Origin of the sequence: Allohahella sp. A8 (assembly GCF_047946665.1) — a bacterium.
In the GTDB taxonomy this organism is placed as follows: domain Bacteria; phylum Pseudomonadota; class Gammaproteobacteria; order Pseudomonadales; family Oleiphilaceae; genus Allohahella.
Map to the genome: position 1 here is coordinate 3,944,235 of NZ_CP172312.1, position 17,252 is coordinate 3,961,486.

General features: G+C 57.5%; 18 protein-coding genes. 5 read left to right on the forward strand and 13 right to left on the reverse strand.

The genetic code is table 11. From position 1 onward, the window contains the following. Positions 1–26: 26 nt before the first annotated feature. Genes ACH3PB_RS17665 through ACH3PB_RS17680 form a run of 4 tightly spaced genes read right to left on the reverse strand, consistent with a single transcriptional unit; the run spans position 27 to position 3,040 of the window. Entirely contained in the window at positions 27–1,442 is a 1,416-nt protein-coding gene (locus ACH3PB_RS17665) for a serine hydrolase domain-containing protein (RefSeq protein WP_416396761.1), read from the reverse strand. A 12-nt stretch (positions 1,443–1,454) separates the two neighbouring features. Beyond that, positions 1,455–1,814: a DUF805 domain-containing protein gene (locus ACH3PB_RS17670; protein ID WP_416396762.1), complete on the reverse strand. Its 360-nt coding sequence runs from the start codon at positions 1,812–1,814 to the stop codon at positions 1,455–1,457. 50 nt (positions 1,815–1,864) lie between these two features. Beyond that, positions 1,865–2,479 (reverse strand): DedA family protein, encoded by a 615-nt coding sequence (locus ACH3PB_RS17675; RefSeq protein ID WP_416396763.1) that lies wholly within the window; start codon positions 2,477–2,479, stop codon positions 1,865–1,867. 6 nt (positions 2,480–2,485) lie between these two features. After that, positions 2,486–3,040, reverse strand: coding sequence for a DUF2383 domain-containing protein (locus ACH3PB_RS17680; protein ID WP_416396764.1), 555 nt, complete (start codon positions 3,038–3,040; stop codon positions 2,486–2,488). Between the two features lie 165 nt (positions 3,041–3,205). On the opposite strand from ACH3PB_RS17680, the gene ACH3PB_RS17685 reads away from it, so the two are divergent. The 4 genes from ACH3PB_RS17685 (at position 3,206) to ACH3PB_RS17700 (ending at position 7,529) form a co-directional block, all read left to right on the forward strand. Then, positions 3,206–3,631: a gamma-glutamylcyclotransferase family protein gene (locus ACH3PB_RS17685; RefSeq protein ID WP_416396765.1), complete on the forward strand. Its 426-nt coding sequence runs from the start codon at positions 3,206–3,208 to the stop codon at positions 3,629–3,631. A 2-nt stretch (positions 3,632–3,633) separates the two neighbouring features. Further along, positions 3,634–4,254 carry a hypothetical protein gene (locus ACH3PB_RS17690; protein ID WP_416396766.1) on the forward strand — a complete coding sequence of 207 codons (621 nt, stop codon included), beginning with the start codon at positions 3,634–3,636 and terminating at the stop codon, positions 4,252–4,254. A gap of 222 nt (positions 4,255–4,476) precedes the next feature. After that, positions 4,477–5,379, forward strand: coding sequence for a phytanoyl-CoA dioxygenase family protein (locus ACH3PB_RS17695; RefSeq protein WP_416396767.1), 903 nt, complete (start codon positions 4,477–4,479; stop codon positions 5,377–5,379). Between the two features lie 92 nt (positions 5,380–5,471). Continuing rightward, positions 5,472–7,529 (forward strand): FUSC family protein, encoded by a 2,058-nt coding sequence (locus tag ACH3PB_RS17700; RefSeq protein ID WP_416396768.1) that lies wholly within the window; start codon positions 5,472–5,474, stop codon positions 7,527–7,529. Between the two features lie 6 nt (positions 7,530–7,535). Here the strand turns inward: ACH3PB_RS17700 and trpC are convergent, their stop codons facing one another. Genes trpC through rpe form a run of 5 tightly spaced genes read right to left on the reverse strand, consistent with a single transcriptional unit; the run spans position 7,536 to position 12,306 of the window. Continuing rightward, positions 7,536–8,357 carry an indole-3-glycerol phosphate synthase TrpC gene (trpC, locus tag ACH3PB_RS17705; RefSeq protein ID WP_416396769.1) on the reverse strand — a complete coding sequence of 274 codons (822 nt, stop codon included), beginning with the start codon at positions 8,355–8,357 and terminating at the stop codon, positions 7,536–7,538. Further along, positions 8,354–9,487: an anthranilate phosphoribosyltransferase gene (gene trpD / locus ACH3PB_RS17710; RefSeq protein WP_416396770.1), complete on the reverse strand. Its 1,134-nt coding sequence runs from the start codon at positions 9,485–9,487 to the stop codon at positions 8,354–8,356. Before trpD ends, trpC begins: the two co-directional genes overlap by 4 nt. A gap of 20 nt (positions 9,488–9,507) precedes the next feature. Then, entirely contained in the window at positions 9,508–10,095 is a 588-nt protein-coding gene (locus ACH3PB_RS17715) for an anthranilate synthase component II (RefSeq protein ID WP_416396771.1), read from the reverse strand. 4 nt (positions 10,096–10,099) lie between these two features. Then, on the reverse strand, positions 10,100–11,593 hold the full coding sequence (trpE, locus tag ACH3PB_RS17720) for an anthranilate synthase component I (protein ID WP_416396772.1): 1,494 nt from the start codon (positions 11,591–11,593) through the stop codon (positions 10,100–10,102). Beyond that, positions 11,590–12,306: a ribulose-phosphate 3-epimerase gene (gene rpe, locus ACH3PB_RS17725; RefSeq protein WP_416396773.1), complete on the reverse strand. Its 717-nt coding sequence runs from the start codon at positions 12,304–12,306 to the stop codon at positions 11,590–11,592. The genes trpE and rpe overlap by 4 nt, the downstream gene beginning before the upstream one ends. A gap of 189 nt (positions 12,307–12,495) precedes the next feature. On the opposite strand from rpe, the gene ACH3PB_RS17730 reads away from it, so the two are divergent. Next, positions 12,496–13,455, forward strand: a complete 960-nt coding sequence (locus ACH3PB_RS17730; RefSeq protein WP_416396774.1) for a DUF3530 family protein — start codon at positions 12,496–12,498, stop codon at positions 13,453–13,455. A gap of 4 nt (positions 13,456–13,459) precedes the next feature. On the opposite strand, the gene ACH3PB_RS17735 is transcribed toward ACH3PB_RS17730, so the two are convergent. Genes ACH3PB_RS17735 through ACH3PB_RS17750 form a run of 4 tightly spaced genes read right to left on the reverse strand, consistent with a single transcriptional unit; the run spans position 13,460 to position 17,200 of the window. After that, the gene (locus tag ACH3PB_RS17735) at positions 13,460–14,140 is read right to left on the reverse strand and encodes an SCO family protein (RefSeq protein WP_416396775.1); all 681 of its coding nucleotides are present in this window, start codon (positions 14,138–14,140) and stop codon (positions 13,460–13,462) included. Between the two features lie 37 nt (positions 14,141–14,177). Further along, positions 14,178–14,921 carry an N-acetylmuramate alpha-1-phosphate uridylyltransferase MurU gene (murU, locus tag ACH3PB_RS17740; protein WP_416396776.1) on the reverse strand — a complete coding sequence of 248 codons (744 nt, stop codon included), beginning with the start codon at positions 14,919–14,921 and terminating at the stop codon, positions 14,178–14,180. Beyond that, positions 14,918–16,030, reverse strand: a complete 1,113-nt coding sequence (locus tag ACH3PB_RS17745) for an aminoglycoside phosphotransferase family protein (RefSeq protein ID WP_416396777.1) — start codon at positions 16,028–16,030, stop codon at positions 14,918–14,920. Before ACH3PB_RS17745 ends, murU begins: the two co-directional genes overlap by 4 nt. An 18-nt stretch (positions 16,031–16,048) precedes the next feature. After that, positions 16,049–17,200, reverse strand: a complete 1,152-nt coding sequence (locus ACH3PB_RS17750) for a patatin-like phospholipase family protein (protein WP_416396778.1) — start codon at positions 17,198–17,200, stop codon at positions 16,049–16,051. Positions 17,201–17,252: the final 52 nt, after the last annotated feature.

Here is a 17,252-nt window from a genome sequence, read left to right on the forward strand (position 1 = left end):
ATCATTCCTGTCGAAGTCTCGCCGCGCTAGGATTCTTTGATCTGAGCCTGAGGCACGAGCGCCCTATAGCGCTTGTCCAGCGGATACTTGTTTTTGCTCCAGCCCAGTCTCACCAGAACCAGGTTCTGCGATGGCACCATGAGGACGAACTGTTGTCGACTGCCGCTCATGTAATAGGCGTCGGACGGCAATAGCGGATAGCGACGCTCGTCCGAAGTTGCAGCGCCCTGATTGAGCCAGAAGTGATAGCCATAACGTGACTCATTGCTACTCCTGTTAGGTGTGGAGGCAGCCTTGACCCACCCGGCGGGTAGCAGGCGACGTTCTTGCGGGCTGCCTTGGTTGATGACGCCGTCGTCCAGCATCAGCTGGCCCAGCCTCGCCCAATCGCGTGCTGACGCATAGGCGAAGGAGCTGCCAACGAGCGCGCCACTGGGGTCCATCTCGAAAATGGTATGGCCCATGGCCATTGGCTGGAGTAGTTCATTGTAGAGGAAGTTCAGGCTGTGCTGCGGGGTGCCGCCCAGTTGCTGTTGTAGCCAGTGCACCAGCATGTTGGTGGTGGCCGACGTGTAGACGGAGTGCTCTCCCGGCCTATGAGCGAGCGGCTTGTTCAGGCCTATCGAGGCCGCATTGTGCGAGCCGAACAACATCCGTGTAGTATCTCCGCCTGGTGCATAGATCTCCTCCAATTCGAGTCCAGAGGCCATCTGCAGCATATGTTCGACGTTGATCTCGTTCCTCTCATCCTCGGCCCAGTTCGGAAACAGTCCCGCATCGCTCCGGCTGATGATACCCAGTGCTTCAGCGCGGCCGATCATGACAGCCGAAAGACTCTTGGCCATCGACCAGCCAAGCAGCTTCGTTTCTGCACTGAAACCCTCAGCATAGGATTCGGCGGTCACCACCCCATTCTCCACCAGCAGCAGCGCGCGCGTATCGAAGCCCTCGATATTGTCCTGTTCCAGAATGACATCGAGCTGAACCTGGCGCGGTAGCAGAATGGTGTCGATCACCGGTCCAGCAGGCCAAGGCAGCTGGTCCCCAACAATCGCAGGCGAGGACGGTACGTTCAGCTGATCAAGGTGGGAGGTATCGCCGATATTGAGTGTGCAGCCGAGCCCGGGCCGATAGCTGGCCGAGGTTCGCCCCATGCCGAGCAGTTCTGCAGACACCGCAGGCAAGCGCGTATCGATTTCCAGTGTCAGCAGTCTGTTGACCGGGGAGTAGTTGGCGAGATCATCCATGATCTGCTGTTTATCGAGACCAGTGACGAAGAAGCCCGAACAGCCCACCTTGGCTCCGAAGGCACTGGCCACGCTGACAACCGAGCCGATGTGCCAGGGGTAGAACCCCAGTAGCGCTCGCGAGGCGAACGAAAGTGCGGTCGCCAGTATAGCGACCACAATCAGTGAGGAGAGCGCTCGCCGTGTACGAGTCATGCTGGTGAAGACTCAGGCAGGCGGATCAATGCCTTTGGGATTGGGCCCGTAGTCGTTGCTACCCGGTTCACTATCCAGCGCCAGCAGTACGATGACAATGATGGTGCCGATAAACGGGATCAGCATGAGCAGATACCACCAGCCACTTCGTCCAGTATCGTGGAGTCGCCTGACGGCAGCGGAAATGAGCGGAATGAAGAGCACAATGCTGTACAGGCCGCTGATAAAGCTGCCGATACCGAGGGTGGATTCAATAAAGCTTATCGCAATCAGAATCACGAAGTGGATGAGTATGAACATCCAGTACTCGGTCCGATGGGCACGACCAGTAAATACAGCGTAATTCTGAAGCGCCTTTTTGTACCATTCCATGGAGGCTCCTTGAAGCATCAATGTTTGAGTCGGGTGATTTCAGGTTCCGTTCAGCCCGCCCGAGCAGCGTTGCGTCGGTCGAAAGTAAGGACCCGATAGATATACCCGAGGACAAGTCCGATGACCACAACCCTGGAAACCGGGTTCATGTATTTGCCGATAAGTTCGAAATTGTTTTCGAGCAGAAAGCCTGCACCGGTCAGAAGCGCCGTGAACAAGATCGTGCCCGCGGCTGAGTAGAGTAGAAAAGGCAGAAGCTTCATTTCGGCCATGCCCGCCGGAACCGAAATAAGCGTGCGGATGCCAGGGACCATGCGCCCGAAGAAGACCGCAGCCCAGCCATGACGCTGGAACCAGTTTCGAGCGGCATCTATTTCATGTGGGGAGAGTGCAAGCCACCTTCCGTGGCGGGATGCCCATCGCTTGAGCCTGTCTGCACCAACCATGCGGCCGATGTAGTACCAGAACATGGCACCAAGCAGGGAGCCAAAGCTGCCAGCAAGAACGACAACGATCACATTCAGCTCGCCTTTGGCAGCCACATACCCGCCGAGTGGCATGATCAGCTCGGAGGGTATGGGCGGAAAAACATTCTCCGCGAACATCAGTAGCGCGATGCCAAAATAGCCTGTGCGCTCCACCAGGCTTATGACGAAATCAAACACCCGATACTACGCAGTTGCCTTGTCCTTGATATGCTGATCGATCCAGGCCTTGTGGCGCTGCTCATCAGCATAATTGGCGTTGATCACACTCAGCTCATTGGGCTGCAGATCATCCAGTCCGCGCGCCTTGTCATAGGCTACGTTGGTGATTTTCTCATTCGCACTCATGGCCATAAGTATGGTTTTGTCGCCAATGAGATCTGCGAGAACGACCTTTCCCTTGGTCAGAATTCGCTTGAAATCCGGCCCATCAGGCGGCGTCTCACCCCTTTTCCTCACGAGGTCGCCAATGTTCGCGGTATGGCGAACATGATCCTGCTTGAAACTCTCCAGCTTCTTGGCGGCCTCCTTATCGTCGAGTCGATCGATGGCGGCATCGTATGCTTCGATGGCGTCATAATCGAGTGCGACGAGTTCCTTCAGAGCTTTTATGACTGCTTTGTCTGACATGTGTTTCTCCTTATGGTCCTGGGACCTGAATTGCCAGAAGGATTTAAGCAAGCGATGCGCCAACTCGTGATGTTGGCCGCCAGTCCTGGTGCGCAGGCGCCTGCGAGCCAAGTCACCGTGAGCCTGGGGCTAGACTTCAAACCAATAACTACAACAATTCATGTAAAAAATACGCGCGTTCAGGCCGGCCCGCCAGGCATCTTCTCGACCAGACTTGCGCTTGTTCTGGCGGCTATCTAATCTGGTCAAATCATGGTTGACCCTGGTGGAGCACGCGTGGCCGCGGAAGAAGACTACCTGTTCGTCTACGGCACGCTGCGCAAGGCAGGTTCGCCGCAGGCGCTGGCGCTGCTTTCACAGTATTGTGACTATCATGCCGAGGCCTGGGTTCAGGGCAGGCTATACGAAGTTGCTGGCTATCCTGGTCTGGTGGACTCTGCTTGCCCGTCAGATCGGGTGCTGGGCGAGCTATATCATGTGGGCGGCAGGCTCAGTGTGCTGGCCGCACTGGACGACTACGAAGAATGTTCAGATCATTTTCCGCAGCCCCACGAATATATCCGCTGTCGAAGACCCGTTTCGCTGATCGATGGCGCCGTCGTCCAGGCCTGGATCTATCTGTACAATCGTGATGTCGGAGAACTCTCGTCGATACCATCAGGTGACTACACCGCCTTTCTTGCCAGCTCCGGAGACCTCTGACGATGCCGATTTTCACCTTGATCATACTTATCGCCCTCGCGGTCCTGGGCTTTTACGCGATACGCCGATCCGCAGGTCGATCGAAGCAGCAGCTCGAAGATGATTCGGCGCCCAGCCAGAATGGCAGGCCCCCCAGGCAGGTCAGCGATGAGGTGGAACGCGAACCCGATGCCGACAAGCGTCGTTTGGGTGCCATGTATTCCGGAAGTCTCGGTGAGTACCAGAAGGAGGAGACTGACCTCGCTGTGCGAGTCGCCAACGAAAAATTTGGGCGAACGCTCGATTATTCACATCGCTCGATCGCTGATGTCGAAGCCATTCTCGGCGGGGCGCATGACTACACCCTGATGGGCGACGCCAAAGACACCGATAATCTGGTGGACTGGGCAGAAATGTTTGGCTGCTACATCGCCACTGTGATCCAGAAGCAGACTGGAGAGGGGCAACTCGAGCGGGACCACCAGGATCTGGGCGACGACAGCTATCCCTTTCACTGGAAGGGCGAAACGATCTTTCCCCAGTCATGGTGCCACAAGCGTATTTTCGAAGGCCCTGCTCACGATCTGAGTCGCAAGTACAAAACAGAAATTCTCGACAGGATCTACGGTCCCACCTCCACGTAAACTTGCAATCCCCGCCCATGACAGGTAAACAGGCCCTCCAGTTCAGGAATGCCCGCGCCACTTTTATAAGCCGTTTAAGGTAACAGTGAACCTAATAGGTTAACTTTCGTACCCACCGGCAACGAAGTGACCTAGACCTTTAGGTATAGCGTGCGCTTGCGCGAATTGTGTTCGTGTAGCGTTCTGATTTTTGGACATGAATCGAAACTGGAGGAGATTGTTATGGAACCTGTGAGGGATATTTATCCATCCAGAACAGGGGAATGTGAGCAAGTACTGAATCGCATGGATCCCGTTGTGTATGGAGACTGCAGCCAGCCCCCCGAGTTTGGGTTGGAGACAGATCAAATCAAATTTTACGAAGAGAATGGCTATCTCACCGTACCGGATTTCATGCCAGAGGTAGTGCCAGATCTGCTTGCAGAGATGGAGCGCATGAAACAGGATCTCTCTGGTGAAGAGACGCTCATCACCGAGCCTGATAGCGGCGAAATCAGAACCATCTTCAAACCTTTCGCCTACAGCGAAGTTGTCGACCGCCTCTCCCGCGATCCGCGCATCCTCAACAAGGTCAGACAGCTGCTCGGCTCCGAAGTCTACCTCATGCAGTCGCGCATCAACGTCAAACCAGCCTTCAAGGGCCGATCCTTTCCGTGGCACTCTGACTTCGAGACCTGGCATGTGGAGGATGGCATGCCACGTATGCGAGCCGTTACGGTTTGGCTGATGCTTAGTGAGAACACCGAATACAATGGTCCGCTTTTCGTTGTGCCAGGTTCGCACAAAAAATACGTGGCGTGCAGTGGCAAGACGGTCGAGAAGAACTACGAGACCTCGCTGAAAAAACAGACGCTCGGTGTACCAAAGCCAGAGACGATGAAGGAGGTATTGGCGAATTCCGAGATCAAGGGTCTCTATGGTCAGCCGGGAACGCTGGTATTCCACGAGTGCAATCTGCTCCACGGCTCGCCTGACAATATCTCTGGTGACCCGCGATCGATTCTGATGTTCGTCTACAACAGTGTGGAAAACCGGCCAGTCGAACCCTTCGGAGGCCAGGCTCCACGGCCGCACTACCTGTCGAATCCAGACCTTACGCCGCTCAAGCCGGTGGATATCAACTGAAGGTCTCGACCTGGGGAGCGAAGCACTGGTCCTCCCCTGAAACTCTGATATCCTGAGGGGCTGATCACCGCAGTTCCCTTCAGGTAGGCGACATGGCTTCCGACAGCAAGCAGCGCAGGGTTTCCTTCCGAAAGCGGTTATATCGTCTACGTGCCGCTTTCGTTCAGCAGGATCCTGGGCTGCTGCGGCTCCAGGCCACGGGCCGCATCATGGCTACCTTGTCGACGGTCATCGTTGCGCTTATCTATCTGACGGAACAGTTTGAGCTGCCTATCCAGAGCATGCTGCTGGCCACCAGTGCTGCGGCTTATCTCAGTCTCTTCGTGCGTGATGAACTCAGGGCAGACCGTATTCGGACCACTGCGCTGTCAACCCTGGCAATCCTGGCTGCCGTTGTGCCCGGCGTACTGTTCGCACCGTATGGCATTGCGGCGGCACCGCTGCTCTGTACGCTCGTGCTGGTGTCGTTCACGATGGCTGCGGTTAGCACCCGAGCCACTACAGTTGGCCTGGCCGGAACGTGGATGTACGGATTCAGCCTCTACTTTCAGCCGCCGCCCGGTCATACGCTGACTTATCTTCTGGCGGTAGCCTTTGCCTGCGCGATCACCATGCTGATCCGCTTCCTGCTATGGCGCGACGATCGCTCGCTCGAGCGTAAGCGTCTGCTAAGAATTTACGGCATGGCGATGTACGACTTCATCGATGCCCTGATGGCTCGTAGCAACGCGCGGCGGCGCACATACGCTTTCAATCGCATGCACAACCGTGTTTTCCCTATCGAAAGCGCATTGCTTCGCCGCTCTGATATTCCAGACCGACTGTATGAAACCCTGCTTCGGTTTCGTCTGGGCATCGAAGGCGTGGGCTTGAGGATCAAGGAGTTTTCGCGAGGGGATCTGGAGCAGTTGCGGGAAGATCTCGCTCTCTTTCCGCCCGAGATCGCACGTAGCGAAAATGCCGCCGAGCGTTCAGCGCGGGCAGAGGAGGGCGCCCCGCTTCCAGCCGAAGCGCATCCATTGATGAAGCGACTGCGTTTGCGGATGTTGCGAATCGGTGTGCTGTCGGGGAAGAGCAGTTCGGGACTTGCCAGAATTAGTGCCCGCAGTCAGCCAGTCATCGATACCACCACCTGGCGCGAGCGTCTGCCGCGTGTCTTGCCAAAGGCACTACAGGTAACGCTAGCCGTCTCTTTGGCGGTGCTATTCGGCAGTATGCTGTCGGCCGACCGTTGGCTGTGGGCGTTTCTCGCTGCACTCTTTATGTATGTGGGTAATGAATCAGCTGGTCAGATTCTGACTCGAGGCTGGAGCAATGTGATTGGCAGTATCATAGGCGTGGGCATCGGCCTGCTCGTGACCAGTCTGGTGCAGGGCAATATGGCGGTCGAGCTGACAGCCATATTCTGCTTTCTGTTCATCGGTATCTATGCCACGCCGGTCAACTATGCCTTCTTTGCCGCCGGCCTTACCGCGACGCTCGGCCTGCTGCAGGGCATGAGCGGAGGTGAAGTGCCATCAATACTCGAGCTACGCTTCATAGAGGTCATTATTGGTGCCGGTGTAGGTGTGCTGGTGGCTTATATCGTTTCACCGCTGCAGGCGCGAACGCACGTCCGTCGTTCAGTAGCCGCTCTGTTGCTGAGTATGTGCCGGCTGCTTGAGCATTCAGCGGCGGGCGAGCAGCGGTCCATGCATGAAAAGCTCAACCTGTTCAGGCTGGCGATTGCGCCAGGGCGCCTGGGATTCATGCCGCAGGTCAGACATGCGATTACCAGGCGTACCGGCCAACTCATGGCAGTGGTGCATTACGTGGAGCTCTACGATTATCTCCGTCACCTGGCTGCAGCAGATTTGGAGGAGTCCACCACCGGCGATGCAGATACGACAACATCAGAGACTACAGCGCCGTTTGCCACCCGCGCCGAAGACGAGGTGCAGCGGCGCAGAATAGTGCTACAAATGGAGGAATTGGCTGGGGCGCTCACAGAGGGGCGCGTGCCGGTAAACGCGCTTGAGCCTACGTCGGCACTGCCTCAGATCACCGAGAGTGCCCGCAGCGGCATCGATCCCGATGCCTTCAAGGCAGCCCTGGACCGTCTCGAGCTGGCGCTCTACGAGCTCATTGAAGATGTGGCGAAACGAGACTAGCAGCGGCTAGTTGAAAAGGGCTTCCAGCGCGGCACCAGGATCATCTGCACGCATGAACGACTCACCGACCAGAAAACTGAACACGCCGTTCCGCTGCATATGGTCGACATCTTCCCGGCTGGTGATACCGCTTTCGGTGACCACGATCTTGCCCGCCGGGATCTTGTGCAGCAGTCTGGTCGTGGTGTCGAGCGAAACCTCAAAAGTGTGCAAATTACGATTGTTGATGCCGAGCAGGGGCGTGCCCAGTGTGAGGGCGGCACTCAACTCGGACTCGTTATGCACTTCGACCAGCACATCGAGCTGAAGACTGCGGGCCAGGTCGTGAAGGCTATGCATCTGCTCCACTTCGAGGCATGCGGCAATCAGCAGAATACAATCGGCGCCTATCAGCCTGGCTTCATAGATCTGGTAAGGATCAATAATGAAGTCCTTACGCAATACAGGTAAGGAGCACGCTGCACGAGCCTGCTGCAGGTAACTGTCGCTGCCCTGGAAGTAATCGATATCCGTCAGCACCGACAGACACGCAGCGCCGGCTTTCTCGTACTGCTGCGCAATGCGCGCGGGGTCGAAATCTTCGCGGATCACGCCCTTGCTGGGTGAGGCCTTCTTGATTTCGGCAATGACCGCGGGCATGCCTCGATCGAGCTTGTGTTGGATCGCCCTGAGGAATCCGCGCGGCGGCGGTACGGTGGCCAGGGCTTCCATCATGTTGGACTGAGGGTTACGGAGGCTACGTTCCTCGACTTCCTCACGCTTGCGATTGACGATGGTCTTGAGGATGGTCGGTGTTTCACTGCTGGAGGTGGTATCGAGATGGCTCACGACTCGTCCTCCATGAGCAGGTGAGTGAAGCTTGCCAGCTCCTGCAGTTTTGCCAGCGCCAGACCTGAGCCGATGGCATCCTGCGCCAGCACGACGCCTTCCGACAGCGATTGTGCCAGGTCCGCGGCGTAAATGGCTGCACCCGCGTTGAAAGCGATCAACTGCACTGCGGCATCGATTTGAGCGAAATGTGCCTCCGCATCGGCATCTGTATTCCTGCCGTTATGGTTGAAGCCCTTGCGACGTTCAGTTCGGCCCTGGGTGCGATCCAGTGCATGATTGTCCAAGGCCTGCTTGATCAGGGCGAGGCTCTCTTCTGAATTACTGACCTTCAGGCTGTCCATCGACTGGGTTTCCAGACCCACGTCCTCTGGTTTCACCCGGTATTCGCTGATCTCGCCCTTGAATAGCTCAACGACCAGCGTCGGCTCGGAAAGGCTGAATTCATCCAGACCGTCATCCGAATGCACCACCAGCACATGCTCGCTGCCAAGGCGCTGAAGTGCCTCGCAGATGGGTCGACACAGATTGCGGTCGAACACACCGATGACCTGCTTCTTCACGCCAGCAGGATTGGTAATGGGGCCGAGCACATTGAAGATGGTTCGAACGCCCATCTCCTTGCGTGGTCCTATGGCATGCTTCATGGCGCTGTGGTGCGAAGGTGCAAAGAGAAATCCGACGCCGATGTCCTCGATGGCACGGGCCGTCGCGTCAGGTGGGATGGCCAGATTGACCCCGGCCGTTTCCAGTAGATCGGCACTGCCAGTCTTGCTCGACACACTGCGATTGCCGTGCTTGGCCACCTTGGCGCCGGCTGCGGCAGCGACGAAGGCTGCTGCCGTGCTCACATTGAAAAGACCGCTGCCGTCACCACCAGTGCCGCAGGTGTCGACCAGATGCTTCAGGTCGCCCTTCACGGTAACGGGTGTCGCGAGGGCGCGCATGACACGCGCCGCACCGGTGATTTCGTCAATTGTCTCGCCTTTCATGCGCAGCGCTATCAGAAAGCCACCGATCTGGGCTGGTGTGGTCTGGCCGGTCATGATCTGTTGCATGACGTCGGTCATGTCCTCAGTCGACAGATCCTGCCGATCGATGAGTTGCTTCAGTGCTGCTTGTATTTCCATAAGTGGCTTCAGATACCGTGTTAGCGCGTAGGGCTTTTCAGAAAGTTATCGAGCAGGGCGTGTCCGTGCTCCGTGAGTATCGACTCGGGATGGAATTGCACCCCTTCGATATTGAGCGTCTTGTGGCGCACGCCCATGATCTCTTCTATTTCACCATTATCGTATTGGGTCCACGCGGTCATCTCGAGACAGTCCGGAAGGCTATCCTTCTGCAGCACCAGCGAGTGATATCGGGTCGCTGTGTAGGGCGAAGGCAGCCCTGCGAAAACACCGACGCCAGTATGGTAAATTGGTGAAGTCTTGCCATGCATGATTCGTCCGCCGCGCACCACCTCTGCACCATACACCTGACCAATGGCCTGGTGACCCAGACAGACACCCAGCAAAGGGATCTTGCCAGCAAATCTGCGAATGACATCCATCGAAATGCCTGCTTCATTCGGCGTGCATGGGCCCGGTGACAGAACGATCTTCTCGGGCGCCATCTTTTCGATATCGTCCACGGTCAGTTCATCGTTTCTCACCACACGCACGTCGGCGCCGAGCTCACCGAGGTATTGCACGATGTTATAGGTAAACGAATCGTAGTTATCGATCATCAGCAGCATTCGATCACAGCCCCCGCTGGGCGAGTGCGACCGCGCGTATCACCGCGCGACCTTTGTTGAGCGTTTCTTCCCATTCATTGGCGGGCACGGAATCGGCGACAATGCCGGCTCCTGCCTGAACGTAAAGCATCTCGTTCTTTATAACGGCTGTGCGGATGGCGATAGCCGTGTCCATATTGCCCTGCCAGGATAGGTAGCCTATCGCGCCCCCATAGATGCCGCGTTTCACTGGCTCCAGCTCGTCGATAATCTCCATGGCACGAACCTTAGGTGCGCCGCTCAGCGTACCGGCGGGCAGCGTGGCTGCAAGCACGTCGAGTGCTGACATGCCCTGCTTCAGTTTGCCGATGACATTGGAGACGATATGCATCACGTGCGAGTAACGTTCGATCACCATCTTCTCGGTGAGCTTCACGCTACTGATGTCCGCGACGCGACCCACATCGTTGCGGCCTAGATCGATGAGCATGAGATGTTCTGCCAGCTCCTTGGGATCGGCCAGCAGCTCTTTTTCGAGCGTCTGATCTTCGGCTTCGTTGGCGCCACGAGGGCGGGTGCCGGCAATCGGCCGGACTGTCACAATGCCGTCTTCGAGGCGCGTTAGAATTTCGGGCGACGAACCTACGATATGGAAGTCGCCGAAGTCCAGGTAGTACATGTAGGGTGAAGGATTCAGACAGCGCAGCGCACGGTACAGATTGATCGGCTCGGCCTTGAACTCCACTGACATCCGCTGCGAGAGCACCGCCTGCATGATGTCGCCGGCTTTGATGTATTCACGGATCTTTTCGACACTCGCCTCATAGCCTTCTCGCGTAGAGGCGCTCTTGAAATCATCTTCTGCAGCCTGCGTGTCCTGACCCACATGCAGCGAGTGATCTGCCAGCGGTGCACGAAGCCGGCGCTCGAGTTCGTTCAGTCGAGCTTCGGCCTTTGCCAGCGCTTCCGGATCGGCCGGATCGCAGTGATGCATCAGGAGCAGCTTACCGCTCAGGTTGTCGAACACGACCAGCTCATCCGACACCATGAGGTAAATATCGGGTGTGCCAATCGAATCGTCCTGAGGCTGGGTAAGCTGCAGGCGTTTTTCGACATAGCGAACAGTGTCGTAACCAAAGTAGCCGACGAGGCCGCCATGGAAACGTGGCATGTCTTCAAGTTCCGGACAGCGGAAGCGCGCCTGATAGTCCGCAACGATGGCCAGCGGATCTTCACAGGTGAAGGATTCAGTGACTTTGCCGTCACAGCCGATTTCCACTTCGTAGCCCGTTATCCGCAGAAAGTGGCGACATGGCAGCCCGATAATCGAGTACCGTCCCCATTTTTCACCGCCCTGCACAGACTCCAGGAGGTAGGAGAGTGGTTGCTTGCCGAGTTTCAGATAGGTGGACAACGGGGTATCCAGGTCGGCCATGACTTCACGCACGACCGGCACCCGGTTGAAATCTTCGCGTCCGAACTGGTCCAGTCGGGCCTGGTCGATGGTCGGTATGCTCATATGCTCCTGGCCAGGGCGATTTCTTCGCGCATGCGGCTGATGGTACTGGCGTAGTCTTCGCTGTTGAATATGGCAGAACCAGCGACGAACATGTCCGCGCCGGCCTGTGCAATCTCACGAATGTTGTCGATCTTCACGCCGCCGTCTATTTCCAGCCGGATATTGCGGCCAGTGGCATCGATGCGCTGACGAACTTCCTTCAGCTTGCGCAGTGTGGACGGAATGAAGGATTGACCACCGAAGCCCGGGTTTACCGACATCAGCAACACGACGTCGAGCTGTTCGAGGGTGTAGTCCAGCACGCTCAGCGGCGTGGCCGGATTCAGCACGAGACCGGCCTTGCAGCCATGCTGCTTGATCAAGGCTATGGAGCGGTCGACATGGTCGGAGGCTTCAGGGTGAAAGGTAATCCACGTGGCACCAGCCTTGGCGAACAACTCGATGAGTGGATCGACTGGCTTGACCATCAGATGCACATCGATGGCCGCATCCAGACCGTCCTTCTTCAGCGAGCGCGCAACGGCTTCGCAGACCATCGGACCGATGGTGAGATTGGGGACATAGTGATTGTCCATGACATCGAAATGGACGACGTCTGCACCAGCTTCGATGACGTGGCGGATTTCCTCGCCCAGACGGGCAAAATCGGCAGACAGGATCGATGGGGCGATCAGGGCGTTCGCAGATTGATTCGACGCGCTTTGTTTCGACATGTGCAAACTCCGTCCATACTTGAAGAACACCACATCTTACTGGAACGGCTCACAGGCTCAAGCTCGATGGTCACAGGTTGTGCTTCACCAAAACGCGTTAGTTTATTGCACTTGATTCGTCGTGTCTCGTGCGGCTGCCTGATTTTGAGCGGCGTGGCGCTGTTCGGCCTGCTTTTAACGGGCGGAGCCATGTCGGCCCACGCTGCCGACGCTGAGATCAGTGCTGCCGAGCAGTACGAGCGCCAGCTTGCTGCAGACAAGGCGGCACTTGCTGCGCTGGAGCGCCAGCTGACGGCCGCGCCGGGCTCACTCACGCGAATCGAGCAGCTTGGCAGCGATCAAACCGGCTTCGCGCCTGTACTTGGATTGGCGCTTGTGCCGCAGGGGAAGGTGGTACGGGGTGGCGTGCTATTGCTGCACGATAGTGGTCAGCATCCTGATTGGCCCGCGTTTCCCGGCCCGGCCCGTCAGGCACTCGCCGGCGATGGCTGGCACACCCTATCCATTGCGCTTACGCCCGTACGATCCGATACCCGACCATCGCGCAGTCTGCCACCTCGGTTGGCCGGTGGCGGGCTACCAGCGGCGGCTGAGGGCAATACTGCAGCTGCGGATGCTGGCACTGCGGCGGCAGCGCCCGTGCCGTCCGACACGGTGCCAGCGGCCGATCCCGCTGAGGCGCAACCGGCGGCAGCACCCAGGCTGAAACAGTTTTCCGATATTGAGCGAGTGGCGCTGGGCCTGGCCTGGCTGGGTCAGCAGAAGGTCGACAATCAGGTGCTTCTGGGGGTGGGCTCCGGCGCCGATACAGCGGTGGCTGCTTACAGCAGTCTCAACCTGGGCACTCGCGATATCGTGCTGGTGCTAATCAGCTCATCACTCGGATTCATCGAAATGAGTGAGCTGGTGAAGCAGAACCCGGGCCTTGCGGAGGCGGTGGTGCTGGATATATATGATCATACGAGCAACTACGCTAGTGCGCTCGCCAAGGGACGGAAGACTGTCATGATGCGTAACGCCGCGAAAGGCTATCAGCAGCGTGGTATCGCTGGTATCGATGGTGACCTTCGCGAGTACCATGAGCCCGTTATCCGCAGTCTCAGAGGCTGGATACGGCGCTACGCACCCGGCATCGAAGTGACGCGATAGGCGGTCAGTGGCAGGGCAGCAGCGCGGCGCTGAGGTGATAGAGCGAGGTCTGCGTTGGGATGATCTGGTTCAGCGCTTCGAGGATCCGCTTCGAGTTCTGCGGCCCTCGCAGCACGGCTTCAAGGTCTCCGTCCGGATTGATCAGCGCCAGGCTGTCGGAGTGGCTGACGATGTAGTTGCCATCGTCATCCTTTGCCTCAGCTTCGAAGACCGTGTTCAGCTGCAGGGCCAGTTTCTGGGTCTCTTTGAATTCAGCTCGGGCCCCTATGAAATCTTCATTGAAATGGCCCAGGTAGGTTCGCATGGTGTCCAGATCGTCTCGCGCTGGATCCATGGTCAGGTACACGACCTGTAGAGGATAGTACGGTTGCGTCTTGTCCCACTCGGCCTGCACCTTGGCCAGCTCCACCAGATTGATCGGGCAGATGTCGGGGCATGACATATAGCCGAAGTTTACCAGCACCCATTGCCCTTCAAAGTCCTTGGTCAGGTCAATGGTCTTGCCGGTCGTCGCTTCCAGGGGCTGCGCGTCAATCACCCGCGGCTCAGGCATCATGACCGCATTAAGCAGGCTCAGCTGCTCGATGTCCAGGCTGCGCCCCTTGCTGAACTGCATGCCGAGGAAGATCCCGAGCCCCGCTGCCAGCAAGGCGATGAGGATGATACCAATAGCTTGAGGCTTCAAACGTAAATTCCTTTCTGAATACGGTCAGATAAGCGGGTCAGGGGCGGGATTGTAGCATGCGATCAAGTGCCTGTAGTCGGTCGACTGTGCCAATATCCAGCCAGGTCGCCTCGAGTGCCTGTCCAGTGACTCCGCCCTGGTCCATGGCCTTGCGCAGAACCGGCGCCAGCGGATAGGCACCTGCCGGCAGTTGGCTGAACATCGAAGACCGGTAGCGGCCGATGCCTGAGAAGGTCATGACGCGAGCCTGTCCGGCGCTCATCGCCGTGCCTTGTATGAGCGGCTTGGTGCGAACCCGCCCGTCATCGTACAGGAGAAAGTCGCCAGCAGTATTGTGTTCCGGGTTTTCAGTGAGCAGAACGTGCGCCAGCTGGCCAGTCGCGAGTCTGTGCTCGAGGAGCTGACTGTAGTCGTATTCGCAATACACATCGCCGTTGGTCACGATGAACTCGAAGTCATTCGTATCACCACCGGCATCATCAGAAGCCAGCAGCGGCAGCGCTTTTCTGATGCCACCCGCGGTCTCCAGCGGCTCGCCTTCGGCTGAGTATCTGATACGTGCGCCGTAGCGGCTGCCGTCGCCAAGCGCGGCTTCAATCTGCTCGCCTAACCATGCGTGGTTGATGACCAGATCCCGCACACCGGCTTTCACGAGGCTATCGATGGTGTATTCGATAAGAGCCTTGCCGCCCGCCTGCAACAATGGTTTTGGCGTATGCTCGGTGAGTGGGCGCATGCGCGTGCCGTAGCCGGCTGCCAGGATGAGTGCCTTGATGCTCATGCCTTGGCCGTTGTTTGCGCAAACACCTGGTAAGCTGGAATGACCTCACTGCGTAGCAGTGCTTCAAATCGGCGCATGATATCGACGTAACGTGAGGTCTGGCTCAGATTGGCGGCAGTGTCCGCCAGATAAGTGAGTACCAGAGGGATGTCCTTCAGATAGCGTGGCTTGCCATCCCGTCGGTATAGTCTGGCAAAGATACCTGCGGCCTTGAGATGCCGCTGCATGCCCATGAGGTCGAACTGCACTGGCGAGAAGGCCGTGACATGGCTCTGGCCTTCACTATGGGCGAAATAGTGGGTAATCAGGCGCTGGCGCAGCTCGTCGTCCAGCAGTACGTAGCAATCCTTCAACAGCGAGACGAGATCGTAACTCGATGGTCCGACCACCGCGTCCTGAAAGTCGATGATGCGGATTGCATCCATGTCATCGATCATCAGATTGCGCGAATGATAGTCGCGGTGCACCACACTGTGCGGCTGAGCGAGCGCCTCCAGTACCAGCACATCGTCCAGGGCAATCAGCAGGTCGTGACTTTCCGGAGAGACTTCAGGCGTCAACGCCAGACAGGCTTCGAGCAACCAATCACGGAACAAAGCAGTTTCACGTCGCAGCAGCGCTTCATCGTAGCGAGGCATGGCGGCTACTGCATCACTATCGAGCGGCAGGGCCTGAATACGGCACAAGGCTTCGATTGCGGCCTGATAGTAACCCTCAATTTTCGCTGAGCCGGCGGCAACGCGAGAGCCTGTCAGCTGGAACAGCGTTCGGTCGTCCAGATCTTCCATGGCAATGAAGCCGGCTTCGTCATCGACGGCAAACAAAGCAGGTACAGCAATGCCAGCAGCATGCCAGTTTTCTGCTATCGTCACGAACGGCCGTGTGCTCTCATGCGGGGGCGGTGCATCCATGAGCATCATGCGTTTACCGGACGGCGAGGTAATTCGGCAGTAGTGGCGGAAGCTGGCATCGCCTGGCAGAGGGCTGGCCCACTCTGTGCGGGCCGCTACGAATTCGTGATCCACTCGTGGCCCATCATTCGTCAAGCCGGACACGGCCGTAGGGGCGGCCATCAGCCTTACCCATTCAATCAGTTGCTCAAGTCTCAAGGAAAGCCTGCTTCTGGTCTAAGCCGTTGGAGTCGGATGTGCACGCAGGAACTGTTCGATCTGCCGCTCATGCGCACGCGCATCATTGTACCCGAGGTCGATCAGCTCGCTGATGAAAGATCGTTCAAACATCAGGTAGCTTGCCATACTCGCGCCGCCTTCAGGGTCGCTCTTGCTCTGCCCGAGAAATTTGCGTACGGCTGGCGGCAGGTCATCGGTATGACGTGAAGCAATCTGGTCGATAGGTTCGCTGGGCGATATGACAAGAATATCCAGCGGCTTCAGGTTCAGCGGCGACTTGGCAAGCGTATCCGAGGGAATCATGTTGATAAGCTGATTGATGAGCAGCGCCTTGTCAATATCGTTTTCGATGACATCGAGAAAGGCGCCGTTGAGCATATGCTCCATTACCTGAGCCAGATTCGGGAACTTGCGGGCCTTCACCCGTTGTGGCGCGGAGATCCTGTTGGCGCTCACGCCAATTATGAGCAGGCGCTCAGCGCCAAGGTGAACCGCTGGGCTGAGCGGCGCCATGTTTCGGACGACGCCGTCGCCAAAGTACTCCCGATTGATCTTGACCGGTGGAAAGATGGTCGGAATCGCCGAAGAGGCCAGCAAGTGATCCACTTCAAGGCGCGTTGCCATGCCGACACGCTGCCCAAGATGCCAGCCCTCGAGGTGGTTGCCGCCCTGAAAAAAGCTGACGCTCTGACCACTCTTGTAGCCGCAGGCTGTCACTGATACTGCCTTTATACCGCCTTGTTCGATGGCGGCGGCCAGTCCTTCCGCATTCATCACCTTGCCGAGAAAGCTTTTCAGCGGCGTCGCGTCGAGCATCGAAGCCGGCATATCATGTTCGTCGCCACTGAGAAATGATTTGACGAAGTGCGACATGCGCTTGGCAACGCCCCAGAAGTCTGTGCGGTATATGTCTGAAGATTTCAGGCCGAGCCAGAGCTTGACCAGTGAATCGACACTTTCCCTGAAGTTGCTACCATTGGCGGCCAGGCCGACGGCATTCAGCGCCCCGGCTGAGGTGCCGCAAATGATGGGGAAAGGGTGTGTCAGTTCAGGCAGCTGATCTGCAATCGCCTTGAGTACGCCGATCTGGTAAGCCGCTCTCGCGCCGCCGCCGGTCAGTATCAATGCTGTGTTTCGATTTCCGGTCACTGGGCCTGGTCTCTTGTCTGAACGCTTGTGTGCGCAATGTTTTGTTGGTTAT

Excerpts from the sequence above, each read along its gene's own strand:
- ACH3PB_RS17665 (WP_416396761.1), bottom strand. The coding sequence starts at position 1,442 with ATGACTCGTACACGGCGAGCGCTCTCCTCACTGATTGTGGTCGCTATA.
- ACH3PB_RS17670 (WP_416396762.1), bottom strand. The coding sequence starts at position 1,814 with ATGGAATGGTACAAAAAGGCGCTTCAGAATTACGCTGTATTTACTGGT.
- ACH3PB_RS17690 (WP_416396766.1), top strand. The coding sequence starts at position 3,634 with ATGCCGATTTTCACCTTGATCATACTTATCGCCCTCGCGGTCCTGGGC.
- ACH3PB_RS17695 (WP_416396767.1), top strand. The coding sequence starts at position 4,477 with ATGGAACCTGTGAGGGATATTTATCCATCCAGAACAGGGGAATGTGAG.
- ACH3PB_RS17700 (WP_416396768.1), top strand. The coding sequence starts at position 5,472 with ATGGCTTCCGACAGCAAGCAGCGCAGGGTTTCCTTCCGAAAGCGGTTA.
- trpD (WP_416396770.1), bottom strand. The coding sequence starts at position 9,487 with ATGGAAATACAAGCAGCACTGAAGCAACTCATCGATCGGCAGGATCTG.
- ACH3PB_RS17715 (WP_416396771.1), bottom strand. The coding sequence starts at position 10,095 with ATGCTGCTGATGATCGATAACTACGATTCGTTTACCTATAACATCGTG.
- trpE (WP_416396772.1), bottom strand. The coding sequence starts at position 11,593 with ATGAGCATACCGACCATCGACCAGGCCCGACTGGACCAGTTCGGACGC.
- rpe (WP_416396773.1), bottom strand. The coding sequence starts at position 12,306 with ATGTCGAAACAAAGCGCGTCGAATCAATCTGCGAACGCCCTGATCGCC.
- ACH3PB_RS17730 (WP_416396774.1), top strand. The coding sequence starts at position 12,496 with ATGTCGGCCCACGCTGCCGACGCTGAGATCAGTGCTGCCGAGCAGTAC.
- murU (WP_416396776.1), bottom strand. The coding sequence starts at position 14,921 with ATGAGCATCAAGGCACTCATCCTGGCAGCCGGCTACGGCACGCGCATG.